At 73.5% G+C, this 16447-nt stretch carries 17 protein-coding genes; 5 read left to right on the top strand and 12 right to left on the bottom strand.

Annotated features, from left to right (window positions below; translation table 11 throughout):
• Window positions 1–287: ThuA domain-containing protein (locus BU204_RS33155; protein ID WP_198943079.1), on the top strand; the 287-nt coding region annotated here is incomplete at its 5' end.
• 19 nt (window positions 288–306) lie between these two features.
• Here BU204_RS33155 and BU204_RS33150 read toward each other — a convergent pair.
• Window positions 307–1308 (bottom strand): Lrp/AsnC family transcriptional regulator, encoded by a 1002-nt coding sequence (locus tag BU204_RS33150; RefSeq protein WP_075129758.1) that lies wholly within the window; start codon window positions 1306–1308, stop codon window positions 307–309.
• Between the two features lie 70 nt (window positions 1309–1378).
• On the opposite strand from BU204_RS33150, the gene BU204_RS33145 reads away from it, so the two are divergent.
• A complete protein-coding gene (locus BU204_RS33145) occupies window positions 1379–2572 on the top strand; it encodes a M20 metallopeptidase family protein (RefSeq protein WP_075129757.1) in 1194 nt (397 codons plus the stop codon).
• A gap of 6 nt (window positions 2573–2578) precedes the next feature.
• Here the strand turns inward: BU204_RS33145 and BU204_RS33140 are convergent, their stop codons facing one another.
• Window positions 2579–3868, bottom strand: coding sequence for an NAD(P)/FAD-dependent oxidoreductase (locus BU204_RS33140; protein ID WP_075129756.1), 1290 nt, complete (start codon window positions 3866–3868; stop codon window positions 2579–2581).
• 165 nt (window positions 3869–4033) lie between these two features.
• Between BU204_RS33140 and BU204_RS40380 the strand changes: the two genes are divergently transcribed.
• Window positions 4034–4174: a hypothetical protein gene (locus BU204_RS40380; RefSeq protein WP_158073548.1), complete on the top strand. Its 141-nt coding sequence runs from the start codon at window positions 4034–4036 to the stop codon at window positions 4172–4174.
• On the opposite strand, the gene BU204_RS33135 is transcribed toward BU204_RS40380, so the two are convergent.
• The 6 genes from BU204_RS33135 to BU204_RS33110 form a co-directional block, all read right to left on the bottom strand.
• Window positions 4171–5124 (bottom strand): quinone oxidoreductase family protein, encoded by a 954-nt coding sequence (locus BU204_RS33135; RefSeq protein ID WP_075129755.1) that lies wholly within the window; start codon window positions 5122–5124, stop codon window positions 4171–4173. The two genes, BU204_RS40380 and BU204_RS33135, sit on opposite strands and share 4 nt — an antisense overlap.
• On the bottom strand, window positions 5124–5483 hold the full coding sequence (locus BU204_RS33130) for a hypothetical protein (RefSeq protein ID WP_075129754.1): 360 nt from the start codon (window positions 5481–5483) through the stop codon (window positions 5124–5126). The genes BU204_RS33135 and BU204_RS33130 overlap by 1 nt, the downstream gene beginning before the upstream one ends.
• A complete protein-coding gene (locus tag BU204_RS33125; protein ID WP_075129753.1) occupies window positions 5480–6349 on the bottom strand; it encodes a DODA-type extradiol aromatic ring-opening family dioxygenase in 870 nt (289 codons plus the stop codon). Before BU204_RS33125 ends, BU204_RS33130 begins: the two co-directional genes overlap by 4 nt.
• Entirely contained in the window at window positions 6342–7145 is an 804-nt protein-coding gene (locus BU204_RS33120; protein ID WP_075129752.1) for a citryl-CoA lyase, read from the bottom strand. Before BU204_RS33120 ends, BU204_RS33125 begins: the two co-directional genes overlap by 8 nt.
• A complete protein-coding gene (locus tag BU204_RS33115; RefSeq protein WP_075129751.1) occupies window positions 7138–8295 on the bottom strand; it encodes a CaiB/BaiF CoA transferase family protein in 1158 nt (385 codons plus the stop codon). The genes BU204_RS33120 and BU204_RS33115 overlap by 8 nt, the downstream gene beginning before the upstream one ends.
• Before the next feature lie 82 nt (window positions 8296–8377).
• Window positions 8378–9187: an IclR family transcriptional regulator domain-containing protein gene (locus tag BU204_RS33110; RefSeq protein ID WP_075129750.1), complete on the bottom strand. Its 810-nt coding sequence runs from the start codon at window positions 9185–9187 to the stop codon at window positions 8378–8380.
• 99 nt (window positions 9188–9286) lie between these two features.
• Here BU204_RS33110 and BU204_RS33105 point away from each other — a divergent pair, with 99 nt between their 5' ends.
• Window positions 9287–10741, top strand: a complete 1455-nt coding sequence (locus BU204_RS33105) for an amidohydrolase family protein (protein WP_075129749.1) — start codon at window positions 9287–9289, stop codon at window positions 10739–10741.
• Between the two features lie 6 nt (window positions 10742–10747).
• Here the strand turns inward: BU204_RS33105 and BU204_RS33100 are convergent, their stop codons facing one another.
• Window positions 10748–11731, bottom strand: a complete 984-nt coding sequence (locus BU204_RS33100; protein ID WP_075129748.1) for an NAD-dependent epimerase/dehydratase family protein — start codon at window positions 11729–11731, stop codon at window positions 10748–10750.
• Between the two features lie 36 nt (window positions 11732–11767).
• Here BU204_RS33100 and BU204_RS33095 point away from each other — a divergent pair, with 36 nt between their 5' ends.
• Window positions 11768–12820: a hypothetical protein gene (locus tag BU204_RS33095; protein ID WP_083661853.1), complete on the top strand. Its 1053-nt coding sequence runs from the start codon at window positions 11768–11770 to the stop codon at window positions 12818–12820.
• Here the strand turns inward: BU204_RS33095 and BU204_RS33090 are convergent.
• The 3 genes from BU204_RS33090 to BU204_RS33080 form a co-directional block, all read right to left on the bottom strand.
• Window positions 12801–15713: a helix-turn-helix transcriptional regulator gene (locus BU204_RS33090; RefSeq protein ID WP_075129747.1), complete on the bottom strand. Its 2913-nt coding sequence runs from the start codon at window positions 15711–15713 to the stop codon at window positions 12801–12803. The genes BU204_RS33095 and BU204_RS33090 overlap by 20 nt on opposite strands.
• A gap of 116 nt (window positions 15714–15829) precedes the next feature.
• The gene (locus BU204_RS33085) at window positions 15830–16054 is read right to left on the bottom strand and encodes a hypothetical protein (protein ID WP_198943078.1); all 225 of its coding nucleotides are present in this window, start codon (window positions 16052–16054) and stop codon (window positions 15830–15832) included.
• Window positions 16055–16068: 14 nt separating this feature from the next.
• Window positions 16069–16447 (bottom strand): lanthionine synthetase LanC family protein (locus BU204_RS33080; protein ID WP_332888608.1); only part of this gene is annotated, 379 nt, incomplete at its 5' end.

Here is a 16447-nt window from a genome sequence, read left to right as displayed (position 1 = left end):
CGCGCCAGGAGATGTACGGCGAGCACTTCGACATCCCGCAGCCGGACGAGCTGGTGTTCGTCAGCTCCTTCGCCGGCGGCGAGGTCTTCCGCAGCGGCTGCTGCTTCACCCGGGGCAACGGTCGCGTCTTCTACTTCTCCCCCGGGGACGAGATCTACCCGGTCTACCACCACCCCGAGATCCGTCGGGTGCTGGCGAACGCGGTCCTGTGGGCGCACAACCCCACGCCGTCCCCCGTGGTCACCACGTCCTCCCCGCACAGCCCCGCCGACTGGTTCCTCGAGTAGCGGCCGAGCGCGCGGCTGCTCAGCTGCCGGCCGGCCAGGGGTCCACGGGGACGACCTCGCGGGTGTGGCCGGCGGGGGTGAGCACGCAGCCCATCCGCTTGGCCGCCGACAGCTCGATGGTGCGGTCGGTGACGGTGAGGCTGGGGAAGCGGGTCGAGAGCTGTTCCTCGAAGCGTTGGCTGTCGGCCAGGGAACGCAGCCAGAGGCTGATCACGAGGTTGTCGACCCCGGTGACCGCGGCGCACATGCGGATCTCCGGCAGGCCGACCAGGCCCGCGGCGACCGTGCGCAGCTCGTGCGGCGGGACCCTCGCCCAGAAGCTCGCCGACACCGGCCAGCCGGTCGGGCGCTGCGCGGTCTCGCAGCGCAGGGACAGACTGCCCGCGCGCAGGGTGCGGTTCAGCCGGCGACGCGCGGTGGACGTGCTCGTCCCGGTGCGCTCGGCGATCTCCGCGACGCTCCGGCGGCCGTCGGACAGGGCCAGCAGCAGGTCGCGGTCGGTCTCGGGGAGCACGGCGGCGACGCGGGACGGGGGGTGCAGGGCCGCCCGCTGACCGCTGGTCAGGGAGTCGAGGTGCCAGGCGCCGCCCTCGGTGAACAGGTGTGTCACCAGGTGCGTGCGGGTTCCGCGGACCCTGGTCACGCCCAGCACCGTCGCCGACATCGCCGCCAGGTCGGGTGCCAGGACGGTCAGGTACAGGTCCCGGCCGCTGCTCGCCACCGTGACCGACGCGACGCGGGGTGCCCGCACCAGCCGGGCGATCACATGGTCGCGGGCGGCGGGGGCGCAGTCGACCTCCACGAACGCCAGGCAGCGGTACCGCGCCCAGGCCGCGAGGTTGGGGTAGGCGACCACGCGGGCCAGGCCGCTGTCCCGCAGCCGGGACCACCGGCGGGCGGCCGTCGCCGGGTGCAGCCCGAGTGCCGCGCCCACCTCGGTCCACGAGGCGCGCGGCGCGACCTGCAGCGCGTTCACCAGCGCACGGTCGGTCTCGTCCAGGGAGGAGGCGGAATCTGGCATCGGACACCCCCGCTGTGGCGTGAAACCGACAGTCGCGGCCCAGAATAGGACCGATCGGCGACAGTGGGGTATGGGAACGATCCTCGACGACACCCGGGCCATCCAGGACGACCTCGTCGCGTTGCGGCGGATGATCCACGCCACGCCCGAGGTGGGCCTGCACCTGCCCCGAACCCGCGACACCGTGGTCGACGCGCTCGACGGGCTGCCGCTCGAGCTCACCTTCGGCAGCGGACTGACCTCGGTCACCGCCGTCCTGCGGGGCGGCCGGCCGGGGCCCGCGGTGCTGCTGCGGGCGGACATGGACGCCCTCCCGCTCACCGAGCGCACCGGGCTCCTCTTCTCCTCCACCGTGGACGGAGCCATGCACGCGTGCGGGCACGACCTGCACACCGCGATGCTCGTGGGCGCGGCACGGGTGCTCGCGGCGCGGCGGGAGGAGCTCGCCGGGGACGTGGTGTTCATGTTCCAGCCCGGGGAGGAGGGCTGCGACGGCGCGGCGCTGATGGTCGAGGAGGGCGTGCTGACCGCGCCCGGCCGGCGGGTGTCGGCGGCCTTCGCGCTGCACGTGTTCACCGCGGGGCTGCCGCACGGGACGTTCACCACGCGGGCCGGGCCGGTGATGGCCTCCTGCGACGCCCTCGACGTCACGGTGCGGGGAACCGGCGGGCACGGGTCCGCGCCGCACAAGGCCCACGACCCGATCCCCGCGGCGTGCGAGATGGTGATCGCGCTGCAGACGCTGGTCACCCGGCGGATGGACGTGTTCGACCCGGTCGTGCTGACCACGGGTCAGTTCCACGCGGGCAGCCGGCGCAACGCCATCCCCGACACCGCCCGTTTCGAGACGACCGTACGGGCGTTCTCGGCGAGAGCCAGGGACAGGGTCCGCCAGGCCGCCGCCGAGCTGGTCACCGCGATCGGCGCCGGGCACGGGCTGTCCGTCGAACTGTCCACCTCGGACGGCTACCCGGTCACCGTGAACGACCCGGGCGAGGCGGCGTTCGCCGGGGCGGTGGTGGCCGACGTGCTCGGCGCCGAGCGGTTCCGGCCGATGCCGGCCCCCTTCGCCGGGGCCGAGGACTTCTCGCGGGTACTCGCCCAGGTGCCCGGGGCGTTCGTGATCCTCGGCGCCTGCCCGGCCGACGCCGACCCCGACGGCGTGGCGGACAACCACGCCGAGACCGTGGTGTTCGACGACGCGGTGCTGGCCGACGGCGCCGCCGTCTACGCCGAGCTGGCCGCCCGCCGGCTTGCCGGCTGACCGTGCTCAGCCGGAGGCGGCCGGCGACTGGTCCGGGGTCTCGCCGACGATGGCGTTGTGGCTGCCGCTGAACAGGTACTTGCTGGAGAGGTTGATCATCGTGGCGAAGCGGTTGCGGTAGCCGAGGAGCAGCGCGATGTGCAGGGCGCTCCAGATCAGCCAGGCGAGGAAACCGGTGAGCCGGGGGAAGTGGGTGATCTGGGCGATGGCCGAGGCCTTGCCGATCGTCGCCATCGTTCCCTTGTCGGTGTAGGTGAACGGCTTGACGCGGTCGGGCCGGCCCCGCAGGTCGGCCCGGACGAGCTTGGCCACGTGCCGTGCGGACTGGATGGCCGGCTGGGCGAGCTGCGGCAGGGGGTCGGGGCCGATCGCGACGTCGCCGATGGCGAACACGCCTTCCAGACCGGTGACCCGCCAGTGCTCGTCCACCGTGATCCGGCCGCCTCGACCCTGGGGGACGCCCCAGGTGGACACGCAGCGGTGCGCGGTCACGCCGGCGGCCCAGATGACCATGCCGGCCGGCAGCAGCTCCTCCTCGCCGTCGTGTTCGACCCGGACCCCGTCCGCGAGGACCTCCCTCACCGCGGTGTCCAGCCGGAGGTCCACGCCCCGCTTGGCCAGTGCGGTGCGGGCGTAGCCGCGGAGCTTCTCGTGGAAGGGGCCGAGGACGTCCGAGGACCGCTCGATCAGGGTGACGTGCAGCCGGCTCCGGTCGATCTCGGGGTAGGTGACCGGCATGTCGTTGTTGCGGAACTCGGCGAGGGCACCGGCGGTCTCGACCCCGGTGGCGCCGGCGCCCACCACGGCGATCCGCAGCTCGCGGTGCTGGCCGTTCACCGCGAAGTCCTCCAGGCTGCCGAACAGCCGGTCGCGGATCTGCAGTGCCTGGGACCGCTTGTACAGCGGCACCGCGAACTCCTCGGCGCCCGGGGTGCCGAAGAAGTTGGTCGTCACCCCGGTGGCCAGGACGAGGTAGTCGTAGGGGACCGTCGTCCCGCCCTCGAGCCGCACCCGCCGGTTCCCGTGGTCGACCGCGGCGAGCGTGCCCTTGACGAACCGGACGTTGTCCTGCCTGCCCCGCACGGCCCGCAGGAACCAGGTGATGTCGCCCGGGTTGAGCGCGGCCGTCGCCACCTGGTACAGCAGCGGCTGGAACGTGTTGTAGGTGTGCCGGTCGACCAGCGTGATGTCCACATCGGCCCTGCGCAGCGCGCGGACCGCCGTCAGGCCGCCGAAACCGCCGCCGACCACCACTACCCGAGCACGCCCTCGCCCGACACCGGACACCTTCCCCACGACAGCCGACCGTAACCCCGCCGCGAGGCCGTCACCACCGGGACGCGGTGCCCGCTCACCCGTCCGTGGAACCGGGTGGTTCCCGGGCGCCGGCGCGAGCCCACACCGGTCGGCGGCCGTCGCAGCAACCGCGTGCCCTAGGGCGCGTCCTCAAAGTCCCGGTCGATGGGCTTCGTGATCCAGGTCGTCGCTGGCAAGGCGGAGGGCAGGCCTCGTACCGGGTCGTACTTGGCCTGTCCCGACAACGCGGCCAGCGGCGGGCTGGGCGCGAAGACCGCGATCGAGGGCTTTGAGGACGTGCCCTAGGGGACGAGGACGATCCGCCCGGTCGCCGTGCCATCGGCCTGTCGCCGCCACGCCGAGGCGGCCTCGGCCAGCGGGGCGGTCTCGTGGGCGACGGCCAGGCTGCCGGCCACCGCCTGCTCGGCGACCACCCGGACGGCCTCGGCGCGTTGGCCGGGGGTGAGCTCGTTGTTGGTGTAGCCGAGCAGCCGCAGCGACCGGCCGCGGATCGTCGAGGAGTCGATGGGACAGGTCTCGGCGGCGGAACCGCCCAGGTTGACCAGCCGGCCGCCCTGGCCCAGCGCCCGGGCGGCAGCCGCCGCCGGCGGGCCGAACAGCGGGTCGAGGACCAGGTGCGCCGGACCCTCCGCGGCCTCGGTGAACCGGGCGGCGAGCTCGGTGACGTCGTCGGTGTCCAGGGCCACGACGGCGTCCGCTCCGGCCTGGCGGGCGCGTTCGCGGGCGGCGGCCGAGCGCGCCCCGGCGACGACCCTGCCCGCCCCGGCCGTGCGGGCCAGCTGGACGGCGGCCTGGCCGACCACCCCACCGGCGCCGAGGACGATCACGCGCTCGCCAGGGGCCAGCTCGCCGCGCCAGGTCAGCGCGAGGTACGCGGCCACGGCGGACAGTCCCAGCGCCGCGACCGCCACCGGGTCCGCCCCGCCCGGCAGCTCGACCAGCGAGGCGGCCGGCACCGAGACGACCTCGGCCATGCTCCCGTCACCCGGCGCCATGCCGGCACTGGTGGGGAACCACACGAGCTGGTCCCCGGCCAGGCCGACCCCCTGGACTCCCGGCACGTAGGGCGTGCGCGGCCGGCCGAAGTAGGACCGGCCGCCCGCGCAGAGCAGGTCCAGCGGCGTGACCGGGGCGGCGCGGACCTCGACCAGCGTCTCGTCCTCCGCCGGCTCCGGCACCCGGCGCTCGACCAGGACCGGCGGCTCCCCCGGGGTCTGGATCTCCGCGGCACGCATCAGGTCGCGATGTCGGGGTAGGGCAGGGTGAGGTGGGAGAGCCGTCGTGCGTACTCCAGCTGGAAGCCGAGGCCGTCGTGGTCACGCTCGAACATGGCGATGAACAGGGTCAGCGTGAGGAACGGGTGGGCGCCCAGCTCGAACAGCTTCGGGTAGTCGTGTGTGGACAGCGCGGTCCGCTCGACCTCCTCGAAGCGCAGCCAGGTCGAGGCTTCGCCGCTGTGGCAGTTGAGGATCCGGTTGGCCATGTCGGCCTCCCACCACTCCACCGTCCCTCGTGGGTCCTCGCGGTAGCGCTCGACCAGCTCCGGGTCCCGGTCCACGGTGAACAGGAACTTGTTCAGCAGGTACTTGCTCATCGGACCTCCTGCCCGCCACCCGGGTACCAGGTGAAGTACGCCTCCATGGTGTGGAACAGGTCGTAGGTGTCGACGTAGTCCGCCTTGCGGCCCTCGCCGGCCACCCCCATCATCAGCATGAAGTCCATGAAGCCGTGGGTGGCGTTGCCCGGCAGGTGCAGGCTGTCCAGGGTCACGTCCGCGCAGCAGCCCTCGATGTCACCCGAGGAGATCCACTCGACGGCCTTGCGGTCGAACTCCGGGTCCGGGCCGTGTGGGCCGAACTGGCGTGGTCCGCCCAGCTCCAGCGACAGGTGCCCGGTCCCGATCACCGCGACCCGCTGGTCGGACGGCCACGACTCCACCAGCTCGCGGATCGTCTGTCCGAGTTGGACGAACCGCTTCGGCTGGGGCAGCGGCGGTGCGAAGATGTTGGTGTAGATCGGCACGATCGGCAGGTCGTTCTGCGGTCGCAGCGTGATGATCGGGCACGTGATCGAGTGGTCGATGCGCAGCTCGTTGGAGAAGGCGAGGTCGAAGCCGGCGTCCAGGCCGTTGCGCAGGATGTAGGAGGACAGCTCCTCCTCGCCGCGCATCACCATCCGCGGCAGGCCGAACTCGCGCTCCTCGTTGTACCAGTTGGCGTCGTAGAACGGCGCCTTGCCCACCAGGAACTGCGGCATGTTGTCCAGCCACAGCTGGTGGAAGTGGTCGGAGCCGACCATCACCAGCACGTCGGGCCTGGCCCGGGTCAGCGTCTCGCGGAACGCCTCGACCTTGCGCACCCACTCGTCGGCGAAGGGTGGCCGGTCCTCGCCGGTCGCGGTGCTCGCCCGGTAGTAGAAGGGGTGGTGGGTGGACGCGATGACCGCGACCAGCTCAGCCATGCGGGCCTCCGTTGGGGTACGGGGTTGGGGGGACGGACCGGTTGTTCAGGTCCACCGAGAGGAAGATCTCGTTGGCCACCGGGTGGCGCAGCTCCTCGGCCAGCTGTCCGATCAGCCCTGCCGTGCGGGCCAGCAACGCGAAGCCGCGCAGCAGCTCCAGCGGCAGGCCGAGGTCGGCGAGCGCGGCACCACACACCCCGGCGCCGTTGAGCGGCAGGGTCCTGCCCAGCACCTCGGGGTGTACCCGGCCGATCGCGGCGAACAGCGACAGGTGCGGGCCGAACAGCCCCTCCTCCTCGGCGATCCGGAACAGCCGCGGGGTGCGCGGGTCGCCGTCCTTGTGCACGTGGTGGCCGAGCCCGGGGACGAGCCGCCTGGCTTCGCGCTGCGCGCGGACGACCTCCAGCGCGAGCGCGTCCCAGCCCTCGTCGTCCTCGGGGAGGTCGACGCCCGTCAGCTGCTCGTGCAGGAAGCGGCCGCAGTCCTCGGTCACGCCGAGGAAGCGGGAGCCGCCGCCGAGCAGGCCCGCGGCCAGCGCGCCCTGCACCGAGTCGGGGGCGGAAAGGTAGGTCAGCCTGGTGACGATCGCGGTCGGGGTGAAGCCGTGGTCGGCCAGTGCCGCGAGGACCGCCTCGAACACCCGGGTCTCGCCCGGCTCCGGCCGCCGCTGGGTGGCCAGCCAGAAGGCGAGCTCGCCGAAGCCGACCTCGCCCATCACCTCGTTCGCCAGGTCCGTTCCGAGCAGCGTGATCCGTTCCCGGGACGAGGCGCCAAGTGCCGTCGGGTACTCAGCCACGGCTCTCCTCCCGCGGTGCCGCGAGCCATTTCCGCAGCTCCGCGCCGTGCTCGTCCAGTTCGGGCGGCGGCAGCCGGTAGGCGGCCGGGGTCGCCGAGAGCCGGATCGGGTGCCGCGTCGTGGGCACGGCGCGGTCGCCCTCGCCGACCTCCACCACCGGCTCCAGCTCGAAGCGCTCGGCCATCGCGAAGCCGCCGTCGATCGTGTTGATCGGTCCACACGGGACACCGGCGTCGACCAGCAGGTCGAACCACTCGACCGCGCCGCGGGTGACCAGCCGGTCGACCAGCAGTGGGCGCAGCTCCTCGCGGTTCTCGGTGCGGTCGGCGTTGCGGGCGAACCGGGGGTCGTCGGCCACCTCGGGGATGCCGAGCACCTCGCAGAGCCGGCGGAACTGGGTGTCGTTGGCGGCGGTCACGATCAGGTCGTTGTCCGCGGTCGGCAGCGGCTCGTAGGGGAACACGCTCGGGTGCGCGTTGCCCATCCGGTAGGGCACCACCCCGCCGGCGGCGAACGCCGAACTGTGGTTCACCAGGCCGGTCAGCGCCGAGGACAGCAGGTTGACCTCCACGTGCTGGCCCTCGCCGGTCGCCTCGCGGTGGCGCAGGGCGGCCAGGATCCCGATCACCGCGTGGTTGCCGGCCATCACGTCGAACACCGAGATCCCAGCCCGATAGGGCGGGCCGTCCGGGTCGCCGGTCAGGCTCATCAGCCCGGAGATCGCCTGCACCATCAGGTCGTAGCCCGGCACGTGCCGGCCGGCGCCGGAGCCGAAGCCGGTGATCGAGGCGTAGACCACGCCAGGGTTGGACCGGTGCACGGAGGCGAAGTCGAGCCCGAACCGGTCCAACCCGCCCGGTTTGAAGTTCTCGATCACCACGTCGGCCCGCCCGGCCAGCTCCCGGGCCAGCTCGGCGTCGGTCTCGGTGCGCAGGTCGAGGGCGATCGAGCGCTTGCCGCGGTTGATCCCGAGGTAGTAGGTGGACACCCCGTCGCGCACCGGCGGCGTCCAGGAGCGCGTGTCGTCGCCCTTCGGCCCCTCTACCTTGATCACGTCCGCGCCCAGGTCGGCCAGCAGCATCGTGGCGTACGGCCCGGCCAGGATCCGGGAGAAGTCGGCGACGAGCACGCCGTCGAGCGGTCCAGCCATGAGCCTCCGTCCGTAGAGCGGACAACTGTCCGTAGGAGATTCTGGCATGCCGGGCCTGTTCGTCAAGGGCGGGCGGCCTGGTTCAGGAGGCGGCGGTGCGGGTCACGTGCGGTACGGCGGCCAGGCGGGCGAAGTCCGCGCTGATCTCGCCCGCGGTGTGCAGCAGCAGCGGCAGGTGGTGCTCGACCAGCTGGTCCAGGCTGGTCTCCGCGGCATGGGTGTTGACGTTCAGCGCCGCGATGACCCGCCCCGCCCCGTCGCGCAGGGGCGCGGCGACCGAGCGGATGCCCAGCGCGAGCTGCTCGTCGGTCAGCGCCCAGCCGCGCGCCCTGACCTCGCGCAGGGCGGCGTCGCGCTCGTCGCGCTCCGGCCGCCACCGGGGGGTGAGCCCGGACCGGGTCGGCTCGGCGAGCACGGCGTCGACCTCCGCCGGGTCCAGCGCCGCGAGCAGCACCTTGCCCAGCGAGGTGGGCAGGGCGGGGAAGCGGGTGCCGATCTGGACCGCGAGCGCCACGATCTTGGGCACCGCCACCCGTGCCACGTACACGATGTCCGAGCCGTCGAGCTGGGCCACCGAGCAGGACTCGTTGGTCCTGGCGGACAGCCGCTCCATGTGCGGGCGGGCGACGTCCCACAGGCCCATCGAGCGCACGTAGGCGACGCCCAGGTCCAGCACCCGGGGCGTCAGCGCGAACCCCGACTCCTCGGCGCGCACGTAGCCCAGCTCCTGGAGGGTCAGCAGGATCCGCCGGACGGTCGGCCTGGCCAGACCGGTGGCCGTGGCGACGTCGGTGAGCGACATCGTGGACCGGTGGGGGGTGAAGGCGGCGATCACCTCGAGCCCGCGCGCGAGCGCCTCGATGAAATCCGGTCCGGTGCCTTCCCGGGGCATGGCGACTCCCTTGACTTCCCTGAGGCTGGGCATCAGAGTAACCGCACTAGGTCGCCGCCACGCGGACAAGAGTCCGCTCATCGGACGAGGAGTTCAACGATGAACGAGATCGCGGCCGGACGCCCTATCGTGTTCCGCGACGGCACCGTGCTGCCCATGGACGCGGCGCGCTCCGTGCTCACTGGGACCGACGTCCTCGTCGTCGGCGACCGTATCGCCGCGGTGGGGCCAGGGCTGGAGGTCCCCGAGGGCACCGTCGCGGTCGACGCCAGCGGCGGCATCGTCATGCCGGGCATGATCGACACCCACCGCCACATGTGGCAGACCGCCATGCGCGGCTACGGGGCGGACTGGACGCTCACCCAGTACTTCGTCTGGTACTACCTCGAGCACGGCACGCTGTTCCGGCCACAGGACATCCACGCCGGCAACGTGCTGGCCGGGCTGGAGGCGCTCGAGGCCGGGGTCACGACCGTGGTGGACTGGTCGCACGGGCTACGCACCGTCGAGCACGCCGACGCCGCCGTGGACGCGCTGGCGTCGGTACCCGGCCGGTTCGTGCTCGCCTACGGCAACATCCAGCAGCCGCCGGCGGAGTGGACGGGCTCGGCGGAGTTCCGCGACTTCGTCGACCGGCGGATCAGCGGCGACGACATGCTCGGCTTCCAGCTCGCCTTCGACGTCACCGGCGACCCGGCCTTCCCGGAGCGGCCGGCCTTCGAGGTGGCCAGGGAGCTGGGTGTCCCGGTCACCACGCATGCCGGGGTGTGGGGCGCCACCAGCGACGACGGCATCCGGCTGATGTACGAGGGCGGCTTCATGGGCCCGGACACGATCTACGTCCACGCCGCCTCGCTGTCCACGGACTCCTACCACCGCATCGCGGCGACCGGCGGCTCGGTCTCCGTGTCCACCGAGAGCGAGCAGAGCGCCGGGCAGGGCTATCCGCCCACCTGGGCGATCCGGGCGCACGGCATCCCCGTGTCGTTGTCGATGGACACCAGCGTCTGGTGGAGCGGGGACCTGTTCTCGGCCATGCGCAGCACGCTCGGCGCCGACCGCTCGCGCGAGCACCTCGCCGCCCACGCCGAGGGGCGGACCGTGACCCACAGCGCGCTGCGGGCCGACCAGGTCGTCGAGTGGGCCACCCGCGGCGGCGCGAGGGCCCTGGGCCGCGACGACCTCGGGGCACTCGAGCCAGGCTTCAAGGCCGACGTCGTCCTGCTCAAGAACGACCACTCCCCGGTGTCGTTCCCGCTGCTCAACCCGTACGGGCACGTGGCGTTCCAGGCCCAGCGCGGCGACGTGCACACGGTGCTGGTGAACGGTCGGGTGGTCAAGCACGCCCACCGGCTCGTCGACGTCGACCTGGTCGCCGCCCGGCGGGCGGTCGAGGAGACGGTGTCCTACCTGCGCTCGACGATCGGCGAGCAGGCCTGGCAGGAGGGCATGAACCCGGCGATCCCGGAGAGCAAGGTCCTGGACAACCCCTACACCTACACCGACTACCAGAGCTCGGCAACGCGCCGCTCGAGCGCAGCGACCGGCGACTGAGCGGGGTCAGCGCACGGTGTACGGCCCGGTCGACACCGGGTGGTAGCCCTTCGCGCCGACCGTCACCGCGAGCGGGCTGCGGAAGTCCTCGTCGGCGCGGAGTAGGTCCAGCACGTGCCGGAAGTCGTAGCGCGGGCGCCACCCGAGGACCTCCCTGGCCCGCGTGTTGACGTAGACCCGGTCGATCTCGTCGAACATCCGCCAGCCGCGCCGGGCGTACTCGGCCGGCTGGTCGGGGAACAGCCTGGCGACGACCGAGGGCGCGTCGCGGTGCAGCTCGGGCAGGTCCACGGGGGTGAACGGGGTGGTCGCGCTGACCACGAACCGGTCGAAGCCGAGCTCGGGTGCCCGGGCGAGCGCCAGCAGGTGCGCCTCGACGACGTCGGCGATGTCGACGCGCCGGTAGAGGTACTCGGTGGCCTTGATGTTGGCGTCGGTGTAGGCGGCGCTGACCTCGGGCCGGTCGTCCGCCTCGGGGAAGAACCGCGACGTGCGCAGCACGACCACCGGCAGGCCCTGGTCGCGGTACACCAGCTCGCAGAGGTTCTCCGCGGCGGTCTTGGTGACGCCGTAGACGTTGCGCGGCACCGGCGTCACGTCCTCGGTGACCCAGGCCGCCGGCTCGCCCCGACCCGGGGTCAGCGCGCGGCCGAACGCGCTCGTGGTGCTCGTGAACACGAACGCCCGCACGCCCGCCGCGGCCGCCTCCTCGAGCAGCGCCAGCGTCCCGGTGACGTTGGTGTCGACGAACGCCTGCCGGCTGTGCGACCCCACGTGTGGCTTGTGCAGCGTCGCGGTGTGCAGCACGCCGGACACTCCCGCCAGCGCGTCCCGGACCACCTCGCGGTCGGCGACGTCGCCGACGACGGTGGTGTGTTCCGAGTCGAGCACGTCGAGCCCGACGACGTCGTACCCGCGCTCGGCCAGCACCCTGACCAGCGCCTCACCCAGGTGGCCCGCGCTTCCGGTCACCAACACCCGTTCTCGCATGGCTCGGGAAGCTACCCCAACGGTGGTGTGCGGATCATGCGCTTTGTTCCCTACCGGTCGGCGCCGCTGGTGGTCACGCTGTGCGCCATGCGGCCCACGGTGCGGTGCCTGGTCTGGGACCTGGACGACACCCTGTGGCAGGAGGGCGTCCCGCTGCCGTCGGCCGTGCACACGCTGCACGCCCTGGACCGGCGCGGCATCCTGCACGCCGCGACCGGGCGGGGCGACCACACACCCGCGCTCGACCGGCACGGCCTCGGCGAGCTGTACCTCGCCCGGCGCTTCGGTTCCCATCGCGCGCCGGCCGCGGTGCGCGACCTCGCCGCCGCCCTGGACTGCCCGGTCGGTCTCGTCGCGTTCCTCTCCGGGGACCCGGTGGCGCTGGCCGAGGTGAGCTCCGTGCTGCCCGACGTCCGTTGCTACCCGGCGTCCACGGTGGAGCGCCTTCCCGAGCTGGCCGACTTCACGCCCGCCGTGGTGTTGCCGGCCGACCGCGAGCGCCGGCAGGTGACGAGGGCCGAACAGCGCCGAGGGGCGGCCGAGGAGGAGCACGCGGGCACCCCCGCCTCCTTCGTCGCCTCGCTCGGGCTCGAGCTGGAGATCCGGCCGGCGGAGCGGGAGGACCTGCCGGTGGCGCCGTTCCTGCGCAGCGGCGGTCGCATGTTCGACACCCTGGAGCTGTGCGGGCGACACGCCGAGAACGGGCAGGAGGTGGTCGCGGCGAGCCTGCGGGACCGGTTCGGCCCCTACGGCGTCGTCGGCCTCGCCGTGCTCCGCGGTGAGGGGACCTCGACGGCGCTCGAGCTGCTGGTGAGCGAGCGGGTGCTCTCGCTCGGCGCGGCCGAGGCGTTCGTCGGCCACCTCGTGGCCCGCTCGCTGGGGACCGGCCGCCGGCTGGTGGTCGAGTTCGAACTGACGACCGCCAACCGGGCGCTGCTGCTCCTGCTGCGCTTCAGCGGCTTCTCGATCGCCGCGAGGCCGGCCGGCCGGATGACGCTCGCGGTCGACCCGCTGATCCCGCCGGCGCGCCGGCGCAGCCCGATCCGGGTGCTGGGCGAGGGCGTGCGGCCTATGCGGCGCCGTCGATGAGGTCGGCCGCGAACTCCCCGAGGGCGATTCGGTTCGGCAGCCCGGTCTTGGTCATCAGGCTGCCGACGTGGCGTTCGACGGTGCGGGGCGACAGGTGCAGACGGTCGGCGATCTCCCGGTTGCCCAGCCGCCCGACGAGCAGGGCGAGGATCTCGTACTCGCGCGCCGTGACCCCGGCCGAGCGCAGCTGCGGCGGGATGCTCTCGGTCCCGCCCCGGCGCTGGGAAACCCTCGCTCCGGCGCGGCGCAGCAGCGCACGGCAGGCACTGGCCACCGTCGCCACCCCGGCGCGGTGGAAGTGGTCCTCGGCGGTGCGCAGCCACGACACCGGGTCGCCCCACCCGTCTGCGAGGGCCGCCTCCCCGACCAGGCGCAGGCCGAGGTGCTGGCTCATCGCGTAGGGCTGGCCCACGGTCAGCGCGTCCACCACCGCCTCGGCTGCGGCGTCGCCTCGGCCGGCCCGGCCGAGCAGTACCGCGTCGGCGAAGCGGGTGAACTGGCGGTCCCAGCGCAGCCCGCTTGCCGGGTTCGCCGTCACCGCGTCCAGCTCGTCCCGACCGGACTGTCCACAAAGTACTTTCAGTAGTACGTGCAGCCCGTAGCGGCCGGACAGGAAGTAGACACTGGACCCATTGTCCTCACTGGACACCGCGCGGGCGAGGTCGGCGAGCGCGCGCTCCCGGTCCTCCTCGAGCAACGCGCAGAACGCTGCGGCGAGGCCGTGCACTCTCGGGGCATGCAGGCCGAGGTCGCCCTCCCAGCGAACGAACTCGGCGAGCGTGGAGTCCATCTCCTTGCGCCGGCCCCGGTGTGCGGCCAGCACCGCCCGGACCAGCAGGACGTACTGGGTCGTCTCGAGCAGCCGCAGCCGGGTCGTGGCCACCAGCACCCGCCCGGCCAGCGCGCTCGCCCGGGTGAAGTCCCCGTGCAGCACCGAGTGCAGAGCGATGCTCGCCTCGGCCTGGTACTGCGCGGTCACCGCGCCGACCCGGCTCGCCTGCTCGCGCGCCCGCTCGAGCCGGGTCAGGTCGCCGTGGCGCAGGGCGTCGTCGTTCCCCAGCCGGATCAACGCGTGGATCTCCCAGATCGGCAGGCCGTGCTGGACGGCGAGCGCCCTGGCCCGCTCCAGGCACGCCGTCGCCTCCTCGGGATCCCGGTGTCGGGTCAGGCCGCCGAGCAGTTGCAGCGCCTGGCAGGCGACCACCGGCAGCGGCACCGACTCGGCGACCTCGGCGGCCTGCCTGGCCAGGCGCTCCGCGGCGGCCAGCTGGTCCGAGCCGGGCAGGTCCAGGGCGAGGTGTGCCGCCACGACGTCGATCGACGCCTGGTCCTGTGCCGAGGCGTCCGGACCGAGCAGTGCCCGGGCGAGGTGGACCTGCTCCTGTCCGTCCTCGACGCGTCCGGCGACGGTGGCCGCCCAGGCGAGGCGCGTGTGCAGGGCAGCGCGCCGCTCCGGGCTCAACCCGCCGACCTGGTCCAGCAGGCCTACCGAGGCCAGGGCCCGCTCGACCAGCCCGGCCTCGGCCAGGGCCTGCAACAGCAGCTCCAGGGCGGTGGCCCGCTCGGCCAGGTCCTCGCGCGGGAGGTACTCCAGCGCGCGGTCGAGCAGGGACACCGCCGAGGTCGCCGCGCCCAGGGCCAGGGCCCGCCGGCCGACCTCGGTGAACAACCTGCCCGCCGCCGCGCGGTCGCCCGCGTCCACTCGCAGCGCCGCCGCGATCTCGCACCACTCGCCCGGCAGTCCCGGGTACACGGCCTCGACGGCGTCGGCGAGCGTGCCGGCCAGCCGTGCGTGCTCGGCGCGGTCGAGCTGGGCGAGCACGGCCTCGCGGCTGAGGCGGTGGTGGAAGGCGTACCAGTCCGCGGTTTGCTCGTCCGGTGTGACGAGCTGGCCGGCCAGGTCGCCCTGCAGCAGGCTCAGCAGGTCGCGGTCGCTCATCCCGGTCACCCGCTGCACCACCGCGAGCGGGAACCGCGGGCCGAACGCCGCGGCCACCGAGAGCAGCTCGCGGGAGCGGGGACCGAGCTGGGCGACCCGGCGGGCGAGGGGACGGGCCAGCCCGCTGGACAACGCGGTGCCGGCCTCGCCCGACAGCGTCCAGGTGCCGGCGTCGTGGACCAGGATGCCGTCGTCGACCATCGTCGTGACGAGCTCCTCGACCATGAACGGGTTGCCCGCGCTGCCGACCCACAGCAGCTCCACCGCCCCGTCGGGGACCAGGCCGGGTTCGACGTCCAGGCATCCGCCGGCCAACCGCGGCAGCTCGGCGCGGGGTAACCGGTCCAGCTCCACCAGCTCGCAGACACCGCGGCGGGCCGCGGCACGCGCCAGGGTGAGCGCGGCGCAGTCCTCCTCGCGGATCGCGCCGAGCAGCAACGTCGGCTGGAGCTCGATGTTGTCGACGAGGTACTCGAGCACGGCCAGCGTCTCGGGGTCGGCGACGTCGAGGTCGTCCAGGCACAGCAGGCACCCGCGCCGGCGGCCGACGAGGCCGGTCAGCCGCAGCACCGCCTCGGCCAGGACGACGAGCGACTCGCCGTCACGGCCGCGCTCCGGTGCCCCCCACTCCGGCACGAGGCGGCCGAGGATCGGGCCGTACGGGCCGAGGTCGGCCGGTTCGACCTGCTCGACCCGGAGGAGGGAGAGGATCGCCTCGGTCAGCGGGCGGAACGGCGCGCTCGGACCAATCGAACTGGCCCTGCCGCGCAGTAGCCCCATGCCGGAGGTGAAGGCGAGCTCGGTCGCCGCGGCGGCGAGCCGGGACTTGCCGATGCCGCTCTCGCCGATCAGGAACACCGCCCCGCCGCGGCCCGCCCTGGCGCCGGTCAAGGCTTTCCCCAGCGTCCGCAACACGCTGTCCCGACCGACCAGGTTCGTCGAACGGTGCCGCACGACCGGTGATGCTACCGACCATGAGAACGAGCCGGCAGGACCGAACGGCGGTCCTGCCGGCTCGTGCCATTCCGGCGCCGGGGCGGTGGGTAGGGCCGCCCCGGCGCCGGTGTCGATCAGGAGTGCGAGGGTGGGCAGCAGGTGGTGCCGTTCAGCAGGGTCACGTCCTCCCCGCCCGAGCCCGGGGCCGCGGCGGCGAGGCTCGCCGCAAGCATGGCCACCGGCAGGGCGACCCTGCTCAGTGCCGCGGTACGGCCGGCGAAGTCGACCGAGGGCAGCAGGCGCATCGGGCCGACGGGCTCGGTGAACTCGGCGGGGGAGCCGGGGATCTCGTGGGACACGGGACAGTTCTCCTTCATCTTGTGGGGTTGGGTTGCAGGAGTAGGGCTGAGGGGACCCGGCGCGGCGCGGCGAGGCGGAGCAGGCCGTAGCCGATGCCGGCCAGGCCGGTGAGCAGGCCCGGGGTGGAGACGGCGCCGGGCACGCCGCAGAGCGGGCCGTGTCGGCGCAGGACGTCGAGCACGAGCCCGCCGCGGCGGCGCAGGGTGCGGGAGTACTGGTCGCCGAGCATCGTCAGGGCCTCGGTCGCGCCCAGTTCGCCGTGGCACAGGCTCAGGTCGCGGCGCACGGGCGCGTCGCCGTCCACGGGCTCGGGAGCGCCGGGGTGGCCGGCGGCCGCGAGCGCCAGCCCGGCCCGCCCCCGGCACCACCCCGGCTCGTCGGTGCCGCCGGCC

This window comes from Actinophytocola xanthii, from assembly GCF_001921205.1.
GTDB classification, from domain to species: Bacteria; Actinomycetota; Actinomycetes; order Mycobacteriales; family Pseudonocardiaceae; genus Actinophytocola; species Actinophytocola xanthii.
The sequence above is the reverse complement of the archived record's forward strand: the minus strand, read 5'-3'. Positions and strand labels throughout refer to the sequence as shown.